Genomic DNA, 15,464 nt, shown 5'->3' with positions numbered 1-15,464 from the left:
TGTTTGTGGCTAATAATGTCTATGATTAATAATATCTATGGTTAAATAGTTGTTGTATACCACGGTCAAATCGCCGCGGTGTAGTGTCTATCAGGATGTGAATTCAGGAGAGGCAGTATGTACCAACATAGAGACTGGCAAGGGGCTTTGCTGGATTTTCCAGTAAGCAAAGTGGTTTGCGTCGGCAGCAACTATGCCGAGCATATTAAAGAAATGGGGAGTACAGCCTCAGCTGAACCGGTGCTGTTTATCAAACCTGAAACAGCATTATGCGATATTCGCCAGCCGGTCTCTATTCCGAAAGATTTCGGTGCTGTCCATCATGAAGTGGAATTGGCGGTATTGATTGGTACGCCATTAAAACAAGCCAGTGAAGATAGGGTGGCGCGTGCTATTGCCGGTTATGGTGTGGCATTGGATTTAACGCTACGGGAATTGCAGTCAGGATTGAAAAAAGCCGGGCAGCCGTGGGAAAAATCCAAGGCATTTGATGGTTCGTGCCCGATTTCCGGTTTTATCCCGGTGGCTGAGTTTGGCGATGCGCAAAATGTCGATTTATCCCTGACCATTAATGATGAAATCCGTCAGCAGGGTAATACTCGCGACATGATCACCCCGATAATCCCATTGATAAGTTACATCAGTCGCTTCTTTACCTTGCGCGCAGGCGATGTGGTACTGACAGGAACGCCGCAGGGTGTCGGGCCGATGAAGTCGGGCGATATGCTTAAAATTATGCTAAATGGTAAAACGTTGAACACCCGCATAATCTAAGAAAACTATGCCGCTTGCCCATTTTTGCGGGCGGCAAAACTTGCATCTGGTAGCCAAAACGTCTATAACGACCCGCTTATTTAGCTATATGCTTATTACTGCATGCTCATCAACCACCGCGGATACAAATATGTCACAACCTCCTTTTTGGCAACAAAAAACACTCGCTGAGATGTCAGATAGTGAATGGGAATCGCTGTGTGACGGATGCGGCCAATGCTGTTTGAATAAATTGATTGATGAGGACACTGATGAAATTTATTTCACCAATGTGGCCTGTGATCAGCTCAATATTAAAACCTGTCAGTGCCGTAACTATGAGCGTCGCTTTGAATTAGAAGAAGATTGCATAAAGTTAACGCGCGAAAATCTGGTCACTTTTGATTGGCTGCCACCCACATGTGCTTATCGTTTAATTGGTGAAGGCCATGATTTACCAAGCTGGCATCCGCTATTAACTGGGTCCAAATCAGCTATGCATGGTGAGCGAATCTCAGTGCGCCATATTGCTGTTCGCGAGAGCGAAGTCATTGACTGGCAAGATCACATCCTGAATAAACCGCAGTGGGCTAGATAACGCTACCTATTAATAAGCCAGATTTGGCTGACATACGCCGTATCTAACAAAGAAACCTAAAATATGAAATATTCAACATTAGCCGCTATCATCATCGGCATCTCCACTACTTTAGGTAGTGTTTCACACCAGGTTCAGGCCGCTGGGGCTTCATTAATTAATCTTGATTGCGAATTGAAAGATGGCGCCAGCCTTACTGCGGTATTGGATGGCCCGAATCAACAATTGACCATAGATAACGCGGTGTTTCATTTTGTAAAAGTGAATCCAGAGGGGCAGGGAGAGTCGTTAATCTTCCAGAAGGCGAGTAGCCAAGAGCAAGTGATTGCCTCTCTTAATATCTCGGCATTGCCAATTCGTTTGGCGGTTGTCGATGGTGAACAAGCTAATCAATATATTTGCACCCATACCAAAGCTTAGCCTTTGATGATGGATTGAACTCAGGCTGCCTAATGGCGGCCTTTTTTGTGTGACTCGCAGCTATAATTAGCTCTACACGTAAGTGATGAGAAATAAAAAATCCAAAGAAGGTTTCAATGGAAGAAAATTTTCAATTTACCTTGATGAAATATTATAACACTGTATGATTATTGCTCTGGTGAAGTAAATGCATAGCAACATTTCGGCAATCACGCTCTTAGAGGGTGTAGAAAGATGCGTAACAGAGAAGCTTATTGGGTAGTTTTCCAGTGTGTTTCTCTGTTGTGCAATAGTCGTGCTTAGGCTGTGTAACGTCGGAGTGTACGATGAACGCTTACGCCATAACATGACGGCCGGGAAAGTACCGGCTCCCTTTTAAAAACCCTGGTTATTGCCAGGGTTTTTGCATATGGGCCTACCTAATCTGAGTGACAACCACTTTTTATGTTAGTAAATCCGATTAAACCAATGGATGGATTAGTCCTGAGTCGACGCTGAAGTTACCCACGAAGTCGTAAAGTGAGTCCTCCACATGGAGAGTTAAATAGCTTGATTGATAACACCGCGATAATTTCTACTTCTGCAATCATTGAGAAGGGGGCGGTAATTGGGGCGAATGTACAGATTGGTCACTTTTGCTACATTGGTTCTCAAGTCACTATTGGTTCAGGCACCGTGCTTAAATCACACATTGTGATTAATGGTATTACTGAGATTGGATGTGACAATAATATTGGACAGTTTTCCTCTATTGGCGAGATTAATCAGGATCTTAAATATAATGGTGAGGCCACTCGGGTGGTCATCGGTAACCGCAATTTGATTCAACAAAATGTCACTATCCATCGCGGTACTTTGCAAGGTGGCAGCGTCACCTCGATTGGTGATGATAATAATCTGATGAGCCACGTTCACGTTGGTCATGACTGTATTGTCGGTAACCACTGTTTATTGGCGTCGAATGTGGGATTAGCCGGGCATGTTGAGGTGGGTGATTGCGCCACTATCGGTGCGGCAAGTGCAGTGCATCAATTCTGTGTGATTGGTACTTGTGCATTGGTTAATACTGGCTCCTGTGTGGTGCAGGATATTCCTCCGTATGTGATTGCTGAAGGTAACCGTGCTGTCCCAATTGGCGTGAAAGCCGATGGGTTAAATTGGGGGGATGGGCAAGCGGTTCAGAATGCTTATCAGCTTATTTATCATGCGGGTAAGTTGGTAGCAGATGTTAATGAAGAAATTGAGCTTCTGGCGAAAGAGTGGCAAATATTAATCCCCTATAAGCCTTTTTTCTCCCGCTCGGCACGCGGAATTATTCGTTAAATTAATCAGGCCAGCAGATTACCATTGTGATTTGATAATCTGATGTACCTATGCGGAATGTAGGTCACTACAGCGAGCAGAAAGGGTATATAAAAAAGGCGCCACACAAATGGGCGCCTTAAATAGATAAAGATATGTATGAAAACTATCGACCAAACAGATCGCGTCTTTTCGGCTTAACAAACTGACTCATCAGCACTAACAGCGATACCAACAGGTAAGCTGCAAAAATACCCACTAACCACTGTGGCATTTCCAGGCTTAAAAATTCCCATTGTTTTACCGCGCAATCACCACTGGCAACAAAAATAGCCGGGAACCACTTGTCCAATGGCAGCCAAGAAGGGAAGCTCACAAAGAAATCACAGGTGGTGAAAGGTGATGGATGCAGTTGCAGCATGGTGTGGGTCCACGCCAGCTGAATCCCTTTCCAGGCGCTATAAATCCAGATAAAAATAGCCAGATAGCGCAAGGGTGATTTAGGGGCAATAGCACCTAGCAATGCGGCACCAAGAATACCGAATAATGCGGCGCGTTCGTAAATACACATCACGCAAGGCTGCAGTAGCATCACGTGTTGAAAATAGAGCGCAACTAATTCTAATGCAAGTGCAGTCAGGGCCAGTAATAGCCAAGCACCGCGCCCTTTAGAGCAGCGGTTAAGGAATTGCAACATATCTTTATTTTCCATGCAGTAAGCAATTGTACCGGCAGTGTAAACCAATTCATCTTTGCTGCCAGCTACCCAAAGGTAAAATTAGGCAAAAATCAGTTATTTCTCGCGAATGATCGACTACCACGAGCATAAATTTTACTTTGGGTAAGATATTGGTTTGTTTTGCCAGCCCATAATCCTTCTAAGTCTACCCCATAGTATTTGAAACTTATGTCTGTGGGTATAGCACCGTCCCTCGTGGCGAGGGAAAGTGTAGGGCTGGCAGAGACGATAATGCAAGCAATCAGTGTGTGATGCTAACCTCTGCGGCTATATGAGGCAAACTTATCCAGCCACTTTGCATCATCCATTCTGTCACCGGAACTAAGAGATATTCAACGCCCAGCAGACCCACAAGGGTCATCACAATGGTATAAGGCAGAGCCATATACACCATGCGACCATATGAGAGGCGAATCAATGGCGCGAGTGCCGAGGTCAGCAGGAATAAGAATGCCGCTTGACCATTCGGCGTGGCGACTGACGGCAGGTTAGTCCCGGTGTTAATGGCGACAGCCAATAACTCAAATTGTTGCAGTGAAATGATGCCATGCTCAAATGCAGTGCGCGCTTCATTGATATACACCGTGCCAACAAAGACATTATCTGATACCGATGACAGCAAACCGTTAAACAGATAAAACAGTGATAGTTGGGCTGATGGCGAAGATTGCAGCACGAATTGAATAATAGGCGTGAATAAACTTTGCTCAATAATTACCGCGACCACAGCGAAAAATACCGTGAGCAGGGCAGTAAACGGTAATGCTTCCTGAAAAGCTTTACCCAGCGCATGTTCATTGGTGATGCCACATAGGGAGGTCGCGAGAATAATGACCGATAGCCCCACTAAGCCGACTTCAGCGAGATGTAAGGCTAGTGCCAACACCAACCACACCCCAATCAGCGCCTGAACCAGAAGTTTCATTTTCTCCTGCTGGGTCCGCTTGGCGCTGGCTTGTTTGTCGTAATCAGTTAAAACCTGACGCACACGTTCAGGCAACTCCGCACCATATCCAAACAGTTTGAAGCGCTCAACCAACAGGCAAACCAATAACCCACAGCACAGCACTGGTAGCGTGACCGGCAACATGCGGATAAAGAAATCGCCAAAATGCCAACCGGCACTTTTGGCAATAATCAGATTCTGCGGCTCTCCGACCATCGTCATCACGCCGCCCAATGCCGTACCCACACCGGCATGCATCATTAAGCTGCGCAGAAATGCCCGGAATTGCTCCAGTGTTTTGCGGTTATCTTGACTGTCTATCCAACTGTCATCATTAATGTCTTTATCCGAATGATTGGAGGCAACATGATGATAAATAGTATAAAAACCGACAGATACACTAATGACTACCGCGATAACGGTTAGGGCATCGAGAAAGGCGGAAAGAAAAGCAGAAGCCACACAGAAGGCTAATGAAAGAATGATTTTTGAGCGGATATTGAGTAGTAGTTTGGTAAATACAAACAGTAACAACTGCTTCATAAAGTAGATGCCCGCCACCATGAAAACCAGCAGCAACAGGACTTCCAGATTATTAGCAATCTCTTCTGCAACCTGATGCGGGCTGGTCATACCGATAGCCACGGCTTGAATAGCGAGCAAACCACCGGGTTGCAATGGGTAGCATTTCAGTGCCATCGCCAGCGTAAAGATGAATTCTATCACCAGCATCCAACCCGCGAGGAATGGGTTGACGAAGAAGAACACCAACGGGTTAATGATGAGGAACCCTATGATTGCCAGTTTGTACCAATCTGGCGAGTTGCCAAGAAAATTCCTAAGTACCGCTTGTCTAATGGTCATATCCATTGTGGCTTATGGTCTCCTTAATAAATTTTTTATGATGCTATTGCTGCTCAAAGTTACATTTTACTTTAGGTTATTGCTCTAAAAGCAATATGTATAATCTGCTCATCATTCTATCTGCGCAATTTTTGCAACTTTATGACTGCTTTCACCATTTGTTCGGTTCCGATGCTATGTCAGAATAGAGTCGTCTGGTATGATGAGCGCACTAAATTGCTGATATATATCGCTACGGAACGTCAAAAAATATGGTTATAAAGGCGCAAAGTCCTGCCGGTTTCGCGGAAGAGTATATTATTGAAAGTATTTGGAATAATCGCTTCCCTCCAGGCACCATTTTGCCGGCGGAGCGTGAACTTTCAGAGCTTATTGGAGTTACCCGCACAACATTGCGCGAAGTGCTGCAACGGTTAGCCCGCGATGGCTGGCTCACTATTCAGCATGGTAAACCGACGAAAGTAAACAACTTTTGGGAGACGTCCGGTCTTAATATCTTGGAAACGCTGGCGCGGCTTGACCACGACAGTGTGCCACAATTGATAGACAACTTACTGGCTGTTCGAACCAATATCGCTACCATCTTTGTCCGAACGGCTATTCGCAACCATCCGGAAAAAGCTCAGGAAATTCTGGCACAAGCCCAGACGGTTGATGATAATTCAGAGGCCTTTACCGCACTGGATTACGGTATTTTCCGTGGTTTGGCGTTTGCTTCCGGTAATCCGATTTATGGCTTGATCCTCAATGGCTTGAAAGGGCTTTACACCCGGGTTGGGCGTTACTATTTCTCTAATCCTGAAGCACGTAAGCTGGCACTGGCGTTTTATAGCAAGCTGTCGACACTGTGTGATGAGAAAGGGCACGAGCAGGTAGTAGATTGCTTGCGGACCTACGGTAAAGAGAGCGGTGCTATCTGGCACAGTATGCAGGGCACCATGCCAAGTGATTTGGCTGAAGCTCGTCGCTAGGTAAAGGCGATAAAATAGCAAAGTAAAAGGGGCATTTGATGCCCCTTTTTGATGGATATTAGCGACGACTTATCGTCCTAGAGTTTGCTCGCTCGGGGCGGGACACTGTCGAGCAACTCAATGCTGCCATCAGCATTCAACTGTTCCATATGAATATCAAACCCCCATAACCGATGAATATGTTTCATCACTTGCTGGCGGCTTTTATCCAGTGGTGCCCGGTCATGAGGGATATAGCGTAGCGTCAGAGAGCGGTCACCGCGCAAATCGACATTCCAGACCTGAATATTGGGCTCATGGTTGCTCAAATTATATTGAGCAGACAATTCATTACGGATGGCACGATAGCCTTCTTCATTATGAATAGCCGAAATTTCCAGATAGTTATTCTTATCATCATCCAGCACAGTAAAGAGGCGGAAGTCACGCATCACTTTCGGTGATAAGAATTGGCTGATGAAGCTTTCATCCTTAAAGTCGCGCATGGCAAAATGCAGCGTATCCAGCCAATCTTTACCGGCAATATCAGGGAACCAGTAATAGTCCTCTTCAGTCGGGGACTGGCAGATGCGCTTGATATCCTGGAACATGGCAAACCCCAGAGCATAGGGGTTAATACCATTGTAATAAGGGCTGTTATAGGGCGGCTGATAGACAACATTGGTATGACTGTGTAAAAACTCCATCATAAACCGGTCGGTGACTTGGCCTTCGTCATACAGATGATTCAAAATGGTGTAATGCCAGAAGGTGGCCCAGCCCTCATTCATCACTTGAGTCTGTTTCTGCGGATAAAAATACTGGCTGACTTTGCGCACGATGCGCAGCACTTCCCGCTGCCATGACTCCAGCAGTGGGGCATTTTTCTCCATGAAATACAGCAGATTCTCTTGTGGCTCACTGGGGTAGCGATGAGCCTGAGCTTGCACTTCTCCCCGATCTTTACGCGGTAAGGTTTTCCATAAAGAGTTAACCTGACTTTGCAGATACTCCTCACGGCTTTTCTGGCGGGCAGTTTCCTCAATCAAGGATATTTTTTGTGGGCGTTTATAGCGATCCACGCCATAGTTCATCAGCGCGTGGCACGAGTCGAGCAGCCGCTCAACTTCTTCCACCCCATAGCGCTCTTCACATTCACTAATATAATGGCGAGCAAACAGCAGATAATCCACGATGGAACTGGCATCCGTCCATGCTCGGAATAAATAGTTATTCTTAAAGAAGGAATTATGGCCATAGCAGGCGTGCGCCATGACTAAGGCTTGCATAGTGATGGTGTTTTCTTCCATTAAATAAGCAATACAAGGATTGGAGTTAATAACAATCTCGTAGGCCAGTCCTTGTTGACCGTGCTTATATTTCTGCTCGGTTTCGATAAATTTCTTACCGAAAGACCAATGGGTATAGTTGATTGGCATGCCAATACTTGAATAGGCATCCATCATTTGCTCTGAGGTGATCACCTCTATCTGATGGGGATAGGTATCAAGCCGGTAATGTTTTGCCACCCGGTCGATTTGATCCAGATAGACCTGTAGCAATTCAAATGTCCAGTCCGGGCCGTCAGTCAGGCGCTTATCTTGCGCGGTGTGTTTTGGTGTTGAAGTTGTCATTAGCGCATCCTCACGGTTTTATAACCCTGCAAAATACCGGTCACTTCAATAATCCTAGCTCAATATGAACAAACTGAGGCATGGCAAGACCTTATGTCAATATAGATTATTTTTTATCGCCCTAACGGATAATCTTAAATAGGTTTTTATTGGATTATTATTCTGTTTATTTGGTGGTTATGCAGAATATAAAACCAATAAAATCAACTTATGCAACATGCTAATTATTCATGCTGTTAATAGGGATAATCAGTTTAATTTTCAGTCTTTCTTTCGTTTAATTGGGCAAAAATAGCATCTTATCGCTATTTCTCTGGCGCTATTGAATTAAAAAGTCATTGCAGCGTAAATTAATTGTGAATTAAGTCACAGTCTATAATTAATATGTTGGATAGTTTTTTCTGCTGGGTTAATTTTCTGTCAACAGAATATTATGCTTTTGTGGTGATTTTGGAGTGAGGATGATATGCGCGTTGTCATTTTAGGAAGTGGTGTAGTGGGTGTCGCCAGTGCCTGGTACTTAGCCAAAGACGGTCATGATGTCACCGTAATTGACCGCCAGGAGGGGCCAGCGCAAGAGACCAGTGCCGCCAATGCGGGGCAGATCTCCCCGGGGTATGCAGCCCCTTGGGCAGCCCCTGGTGTTCCCTTAAAAGCCATTAAATGGATGTTTCAACGCCATGCCCCGCTTGCGATTCACCTAGATGGCAGTGCATTTCAGTTGCGTTGGATGTGGCAGATGCTGAGAAACTGCGACACTTCCCACTATATGACCAACAAAAGCCGCATGGTACGGCTGGCAGAATACAGTCGCGATTGCTTAAAAGATCTGCGGGAAGATACCGGTATACAATATGAGGGCCGTCAGGGGGGCACACTGCAACTGTTCCGTACCGAACAGCAATTTGATAATGCGGCCAAAGATATCGCCGTATTGGATGATGCGGGCGTGCCATATTCACTGCTCACTGCCGACCAACTGGCTACTGTTGAACCGGCATTAGCCAAAGTGGCACACAAACTCACCGGTGGTTTACGTCTCCCCAATGATGAAACCGGGGACTGTAAATTATTTACCGAGCGGCTGGCAAAAATGGCCGAACAGGCCGGGGTGAAATTCATCTTTAACCGCTCGGTGGATAAATTGCTGGTGGAGGGTGACCAAATCGCGGGCGTATTGTGTGGTGATGACATTATAAAAGCGGATGCTTATGTTGTTGCCTTTGGCGCATACTCAACCGCGCTGTTAGCTGGGTTAGTGTCGATTCCGGTTTATCCACTCAAAGGCTACTCGTTGACCATCCCTATCACCGACCCAGCATCAGCCCCATTTTCTACTGTGTTAGATGAAACCTATAAGATTGCTATTACACGCTTTGACGACCGCATTCGTGTGGGTGGCATGGCTGAAATCGTCGGGTTCAATACCCAATTGGCACAAGCACGACGTGAAACCTTGGAGATGGTGGTTACTGATTTGTATCCCCATGGGGGCAATATCGGCCAAGCCACATTCTGGACCGGCTTACGGCCAATGACGCCGGATGGCACGCCAATTGTCGGGCGAACCTCGCTTAAGAACCTCTATCTGAATACCGGGCACGGCACTTTGGGCTGGACGATGGCTTGTGGTTCGGGCCAGTTATTGGCTGATATTATATATGGCCGTCGACCCGCTATTTTAGCTGATGACCTTGCGGTATCACGTTATAGCGCGGGCTTTCGGCCACTGAATACTGCGCCATTACACGACATTCATCCTGTTCGCTAAAACGCTGATTATTCAGGCACAACACTATGGGCAAGCGGCAATAGGTTGTGCATGACTGACTACTGCTTTGGAAGGAATAAGCATGCCTCGCCCGATATCTGCCACGATTAATTTATCTGCACTGCGCCATAATTTGAGTATTGTTCGCCATCATGCCGGAGCGGCAAAAATATGGTCAGTGGTGAAAGCCAATGCCTATGGGCACGGTCTGGCACGTATTTGGCAAGGGTTGGCGGCAACGGATGGCTTTGCACTGCTGGATTTAAATGAAGCAATAATGTTACGTGAACAGGGCTGGCAGGGGCCGATTTTGCTGCTTGAAGGCTTCTTTCAACCGCAGGATTTAGTGCTACTGGACTATTACCGCCTCACGACAACAGTGCACAGTGACTGGCAGCTTGAGGCGATCAAAGCCGCGCGTTTGTCAGTTCCACTGAATATTTATTTAAAGCTGAATAGCGGGATGAATCGCTTAGGTTTTCCTGTTGGGCAGGCGGAGACTATTTGGCAATGGGCGAAAAGCCTGAGTAACGTGGGTGAGGTGACGCTAATGAGCCACTTTGCCAATGCGGATAATCACATCGGCGCGCAGACACAATTTTCGCTGATTCAGCAGGCTAGTGAACATATTCCGGCAGCGCGTTGCTTTGCCAATTCCGCGGCAATATTGCGTAATCCAGCGACGCACTATGACTGGGTCCGCCCCGGTATTATCCTCTACGGCGCGTCACCCAGTGGGGAGGTTGCCGATATCGCAGGGATTGGCCTGCAACCGGTGATGAGCCTGAACAGTGAAATTATTGCGGTTCAGTCATTATCAGCCGGCCACTCGGTGGGTTATGGCAGCCGCTACACCGCCAGTGCCGCGCAACGTATCGGCGTGGTGGCTTGTGGTTATGCCGATGGGTATCCGCGACTGGCACCCAGCGGAACGCCCATAAGGGTAGACGGCATCTTGACACAGACGGTCGGCTCAATTTCGATGGATATGCTGACGGTGGATTTAACCCCGTGCCCGCAAGCGCAAATAGGTAGTAAAGTTGAAGTCTGGGGTGAAAATCAGCCTATTGATGATGTGGCTAAAGCCGCCGGTACCGTAGGTTATGAGTTGATGTGTGCGCTGGCAAATCGAGTGCCTGTTACCTTACGTCCTTGACGTTGTCGCGCGGTCAGCGGTTTTATTCACCCGAATCACTGAACTTCATAAGTGCATCGAGATGCGTTCGCTTGCTGTCCGGCGACAACACCAAAGGTTGTAGCTAGCGTTAGTTTATTTTCTGCAATGTTCCACGCACATGTTTACTGGCGCGGCGCGCTAGCCCTGCCAGTATGCAACCGACCAGCATCACGATAGCCAGTGAGAGTTTTGGCTCAATGGGTAATGCCATGGCCAGTAAACCTAATCCGGCCCCCCCCGCCATTTGCACAAAACCCACTAAGGCTGAGGCAACACCAGCTTCATTGGCGTAAGGCTCCAGTGCATAACTGGTTGCTGGCCCCATCATAAAGGCTAAACCGGCACAGGCGCTGGCGACCGGTAACATATACACCAGCCAGTGGTTCTGTGTGGCCGCCGAGAGTTGGGTCAGACCGAAGAGTAACCCCAGACAACCTAGCGCCATCAGTAAACTGCCGGTCATCAGACATGCTGGACGGCCCACTTTCTGGATAACCCGGCTGGCAAAAAAGCTGACGGCCATAATCCAAAAACCATTGGCACCAAATACCAGCGAGAATTGCAGTGGGCTGAGCCCTGCGCCAACCATTAACACGTTGGGAGCCAGAGAGACATAGGTCAATGCCATGCCCATTGCACCGGCATTAACCAGTGAGAAAATCAGGAAGCGATCATCACGTAAAATGCGCAGATAGTTCTTTATCGGCAAACTTTTTATCGGTTGAGTATCCGCCGGACGAGTTTCGGGCAGGAAAACAATGATCAGAATTAATACTAACAAGCCGTAAAGCGCCAGGAACCAGAAGGGCGCGCGCCAGCCAAAGGCTTCGGCCAACAGGCCGCCCAGCAGCGGGGCTAAGGCCGGAACAATATTTAATGTCCCATTGAGGAATCCAAAGGCGCGCGCGGCTTCATTGCCATTAAGACGATCACGCACACCACTGAAGGCCACCACCGCCGTGCAGCAAACCGCCACACCTTGTAGCAGGCGCGAGCCGACAAACATCATCGGACTAACCGCCAGCGCGGCCATAGCGGCACCCAGCATATAAAGAATAATACCGATGATAGCGATGGGTTTGCGACCATATTTATCAACTAAGGGACCGGCAATGAGTTGACCCAGCCCCAGCACCAGAATAAACAGGGCAATGGTGGACTGGATCAGTGATTCACTACTGTTCAACCCTTTGGCGATGGCCGGAATCGTGGGTAGATAGAGGTCGATACCCAATGGGCCGAGTAGAATTAGGCTTAATAATAGAAACAGAAATTTTTGCATAGCAACAAGACGACATCCAGATTACACAGGTGGCAAGGATAAATAATCTGCCGACTAATGAGAAGGTTGAGCACAGCCAAAACCAACGATAGTGACGGTGTCACTTATTAGTGTTTGGAATCGGCTAGTAGGGTACTACAACTCATCAGATATCTCTTGTTATTCACTTACTATTTCTTATTATTTATTAACAATCACTTATCATTCATTAACGGAGTGGTTTCTAATTAAGTGGTAAGGCGATGTTCTAGCCATTTCTCCAGTTTGATGGCCGGCAGGGCCTCAGAGAACAGGAACCCTTGACCAATCTGATAGCCTTGGCGGCTCAATAAAGTGCGCTGAGCTTCATTTTCTACCCCCTCAACAATGACTGAAAGTTGTAAGCTTTCGCCAATGCGTATCACCGCTTCGCTCAGGGTACGGCTAGTTTCATCATGCTCGAGGTCGTGGACAAAACTCTTATCCAGCTTGATCTCATCGAGATCCAGACGACGGAGATAGCTCAGGCTAGAGTAACCGGTGCCAAAATCATCCATTGATAATCTGACGCCCAGACGATGAATTTTTTCGATAGTGCTGAAAATCGCCTGGTTATTTTCAATCAATATATCTTCAGTAATTTCTAACGTCAGATCCTGTGGCGGTAAATGATAATGCTGCAAAATATGCAAAATCATGTCCGGCAAACCGGGGTTGTGGAAGTTGGTCGGGGACAGATTCACCGATACCGAGGGGACATCAATCCCGCGTAAACGCCAGTCGGCCAACTGCTCGCAGGCGGTTTCAATAGCCCAAAGAGCCAGTTCGTTAATCAGGCCGCTCTCTTCGGCAATAGGAATAAAACGCTGTGGCGGGATATTTCCCAGTATGGGATGAACCCAGCGGCTCAGGGCTTCGACCCCATACAGATGGCCATCTTTCAGCATCACTTGCGGCTGATAAAATAACTCAAGAGAACCGATATGGAAGGCATGACGCAGGGCATCTTCCATATCCTGGCGTTGTTGATTGAGATTATTCATTTCCACACTGAAGAAATTGAAATGTCCGCGTCCCATGTTTTTGGCTTTATGCATCGCAATATCAGCATGGTTCATCAGCGTATCCATTTCCTCACCATTTTCTGGATATAAACTGATGCCAATACTGGCGGAAGGAATAATATTGACGTTGGCTATCATGCAGGGCTGAGATAGCAAACTGAGCATCTTCTCAACCTTCACGGTGGCTTGCTGCATGGTGCAGGGGGATAAAATAATAATAAATTCGTCGCCAGACAGGCGGCCAATAATGTCACTTTTTGGTAGCTCGTTGCGCAGCCGTTGGGCGATAGAAGCCAGAAGTTCATCGCCAGCCGCATGGCCAAGGGAGTCATTAACTTGCTTGAAGCGATCTAAGTTAATGACTAACACGGCCAGTGAGTGGCCAACTTCAGCGGCTAACGCAATGGTTTGTTTCGCGTAAATCAAAAACTGACTGCGATTAGGTAAACCGGTCAGGGAATCATAAAACGCCAAATGTTGAATTTGTTTGCGTGATACTTCCCGCTCCATCGCCAGAGAACACAAGTTGGCAATTAACTTGACTAACTGGCGATGAAATTCGCTTGGGCCGCGCGCCTGCTTGTAATAGAAAGCAAAAGTCCCGAGGATTTCCCCTTGGCTGGACAGAATTGGCGTCGACCAGCATGCCAGTAAGCCATGAGGCAGAATTAAGTGGCGATAGTCCGCCCACAGTGGGTCAGTAGCAATATCTTGCACTTCGACAGATTCTTTACGAAAAGCGGCGGTGCCACAGGAGCCAGCGTATGGCCCGATGGGCACATTGGTGAGTGCGGCGGTATAACTCAGTGGCAAACTCGGCGCGGCGAGATGGCTCAGGTGCTCAGGCCCATTAGCCAGTAATATACTGGCAGTGACCTCTGGAGCAATGCGCTCGACTTCATGGCACAGCAAAGACATCACTTCTTCAAGCGGGTGTTCCTTAACCAGCGCCTCTAGCACCTTATATTGCAACACTTCATACATTTTGGTCAGCGTAATATCGGTTAATACCCCGATGCTATAACTCTGTTCACCCAGTTGATTAACTAGCGAGTTAATGACTGCGGAACACCAATGGGGTTGCCTATCTTTGCTGTAGAAAAGTTCTTTAGGCAGCAGTTGCTGACGTGCATCAGTGGATGATGAATCTATCAATGCCAATTGTTCAGGATGGGCGCTTTGGAGCAAATCCACCATATTTTGCCCTAAGGCCTGCTCAGGGGTATAGCCAAATAACTTTGTGAACCCCTGATTGATATAAACGGCTTGTTGCCCATGCTCACTATTGGCCGCAATAAACATCGCACTGTCGCTGCGGTCGGTTAATTGAGTCAGCAGTTGTACCCACTCTTGGGTGGCTTTTTGCTGCTCAATTAAAAAAGTAATGTCTTTAGCAATTTTCACCATGCGGGTCAGTGAGCCATCGGGGCCGGGGACCGGTTGATAAATTGCGGCCAACCATACTGTAGAGCCATCTTTATGTAACCGCTCAAAAGTCCCTTCCAGCGATTCCCCGGCGCGCAAACGCCTTTTAAGTGTTTGATACTCTTCACTAGTGTTATAGCCTGGAGGGCAAAACATCAGGTGATGTTGACCAATGACTTCATCACGCTGATAACCAAAATAATCAAGATAGTTTTGGTTAACCGCGATAATACGGCTAGAGAGATCAAACTCAATAATGGCTAATGAGCGATCCAAGGCGCTTAATAACGCACTATTTTCGTCGTATTCAGACTGCGTGACATCTTGCGATGCGGCTGTGTTTTTGGGCTTCATGGTGAATTCCTATGCGAAAGAAGCGCTGGCAGTCATATTAGCTAAATCAAATTATGGTTATCTCCACTGAAATATCACTATTTATGAATAAATAAAATAGGATAAATGACAAATATTCAGGCGCGAATTAATAATAAGAATGTTAAATAAACACTGTCGTCTTATTTATCTCGGCATTATTTTTATATATCTCGTATATCAGTAAG

The 15,464-nt window shown here is 46.9% G+C and carries 12 protein-coding genes; 7 read left to right on the top strand and 5 right to left on the bottom strand.

Annotated features, from left to right (window positions below; genetic code table 11):
* Nucleotides 1–117 precede the first annotated feature (117 nt).
* The 4 genes from FTA96_RS03845 to lpxA all read left to right on the top strand — a co-directional run bounded on the left by FTA96_RS03845 (nucleotide 118) and on the right by lpxA (nucleotide 3,094).
* Nucleotides 118–774, top strand: a complete 657-nt coding sequence (locus tag FTA96_RS03845) for a fumarylacetoacetate hydrolase family protein (protein WP_050107235.1) — start codon at nucleotides 118–120, stop codon at nucleotides 772–774.
* A 130-nt stretch (nucleotides 775–904) separates the two neighbouring features.
* Nucleotides 905–1,351 (top strand): YcgN family cysteine cluster protein, encoded by a 447-nt coding sequence (locus tag FTA96_RS03840; RefSeq protein WP_050122223.1) that lies wholly within the window; start codon nucleotides 905–907, stop codon nucleotides 1,349–1,351.
* A 63-nt stretch (nucleotides 1,352–1,414) separates the two neighbouring features.
* Nucleotides 1,415–1,771, top strand: coding sequence for a hypothetical protein (locus FTA96_RS03835; RefSeq protein WP_050107234.1), 357 nt, complete (start codon nucleotides 1,415–1,417; stop codon nucleotides 1,769–1,771).
* Nucleotides 1,772–2,320: 549 nt separating this feature from the next.
* The gene (gene lpxA / locus FTA96_RS03830) at nucleotides 2,321–3,094 is read left to right on the top strand and encodes an acyl-ACP--UDP-N-acetylglucosamine O-acyltransferase (RefSeq protein WP_050107233.1); all 774 of its coding nucleotides are present in this window, start codon (nucleotides 2,321–2,323) and stop codon (nucleotides 3,092–3,094) included.
* A 145-nt stretch (nucleotides 3,095–3,239) separates the two neighbouring features.
* On the opposite strand, the gene dsbB is transcribed toward lpxA, so the two are convergent.
* Both dsbB and nhaB read right to left on the bottom strand, forming a co-directional pair.
* Nucleotides 3,240–3,770 (bottom strand): disulfide bond formation protein DsbB, encoded by a 531-nt coding sequence (gene dsbB, locus FTA96_RS03825; protein WP_050107232.1) that lies wholly within the window; start codon nucleotides 3,768–3,770, stop codon nucleotides 3,240–3,242.
* Between the two features lie 283 nt (nucleotides 3,771–4,053).
* Nucleotides 4,054–5,628 carry a sodium/proton antiporter NhaB gene (gene nhaB, locus FTA96_RS03820; RefSeq protein ID WP_050146466.1) on the bottom strand — a complete coding sequence of 525 codons (1,575 nt, stop codon included), beginning with the start codon at nucleotides 5,626–5,628 and terminating at the stop codon, nucleotides 4,054–4,056.
* Nucleotides 5,629–5,873: 245 nt separating this feature from the next.
* On the opposite strand from nhaB, the gene fadR reads away from it, so the two are divergent.
* Nucleotides 5,874–6,593: a fatty acid metabolism transcriptional regulator FadR gene (fadR, locus tag FTA96_RS03815; protein WP_050107230.1), complete on the top strand. Its 720-nt coding sequence runs from the start codon at nucleotides 5,874–5,876 to the stop codon at nucleotides 6,591–6,593.
* 77 nt (nucleotides 6,594–6,670) lie between these two features.
* Here fadR and FTA96_RS03810 read toward each other — a convergent pair whose 3' ends face one another.
* Nucleotides 6,671–8,206, bottom strand: coding sequence for a SpoVR family protein (locus tag FTA96_RS03810; protein ID WP_050107229.1), 1,536 nt, complete (start codon nucleotides 8,204–8,206; stop codon nucleotides 6,671–6,673).
* 466 nt (nucleotides 8,207–8,672) lie between these two features.
* Between FTA96_RS03810 and FTA96_RS03805 the strand changes: the two genes are divergently transcribed.
* Both FTA96_RS03805 and dadX read left to right on the top strand, forming a co-directional pair.
* Nucleotides 8,673–9,977 (top strand): D-amino acid dehydrogenase, encoded by a 1,305-nt coding sequence (locus FTA96_RS03805; RefSeq protein WP_050107228.1) that lies wholly within the window; start codon nucleotides 8,673–8,675, stop codon nucleotides 9,975–9,977.
* Nucleotides 9,978–10,059: 82 nt separating this feature from the next.
* A complete protein-coding gene (gene dadX / locus FTA96_RS03800; protein WP_145573208.1) occupies nucleotides 10,060–11,133 on the top strand; it encodes a catabolic alanine racemase DadX in 1,074 nt (357 codons plus the stop codon).
* Between the two features lie 109 nt (nucleotides 11,134–11,242).
* On the opposite strand, the gene FTA96_RS03795 is transcribed toward dadX, so the two are convergent.
* Both FTA96_RS03795 and FTA96_RS03790 read right to left on the bottom strand, forming a co-directional pair.
* Nucleotides 11,243–12,436, bottom strand: a complete 1,194-nt coding sequence (locus tag FTA96_RS03795) for a multidrug effflux MFS transporter (protein ID WP_145507373.1) — start codon at nucleotides 12,434–12,436, stop codon at nucleotides 11,243–11,245.
* Between the two features lie 227 nt (nucleotides 12,437–12,663).
* Complete coding sequence (locus FTA96_RS03790) at nucleotides 12,664–15,258, bottom strand: bifunctional diguanylate cyclase/phosphodiesterase (protein ID WP_050107225.1); 2,595 nt, start codon at nucleotides 15,256–15,258, stop codon at nucleotides 12,664–12,666.
* Nucleotides 15,259–15,464: the final 206 nt, after the last annotated feature.

Origin of the sequence: Yersinia alsatica (assembly GCF_902170305.1) — a bacterium.
Classification (GTDB): Bacteria; Pseudomonadota; Gammaproteobacteria; order Enterobacterales; family Enterobacteriaceae; genus Yersinia; species Yersinia alsatica.
Note: the sequence above shows the minus strand (reverse complement) of the source record. Positions and strands in the feature narration are given on the sequence as shown.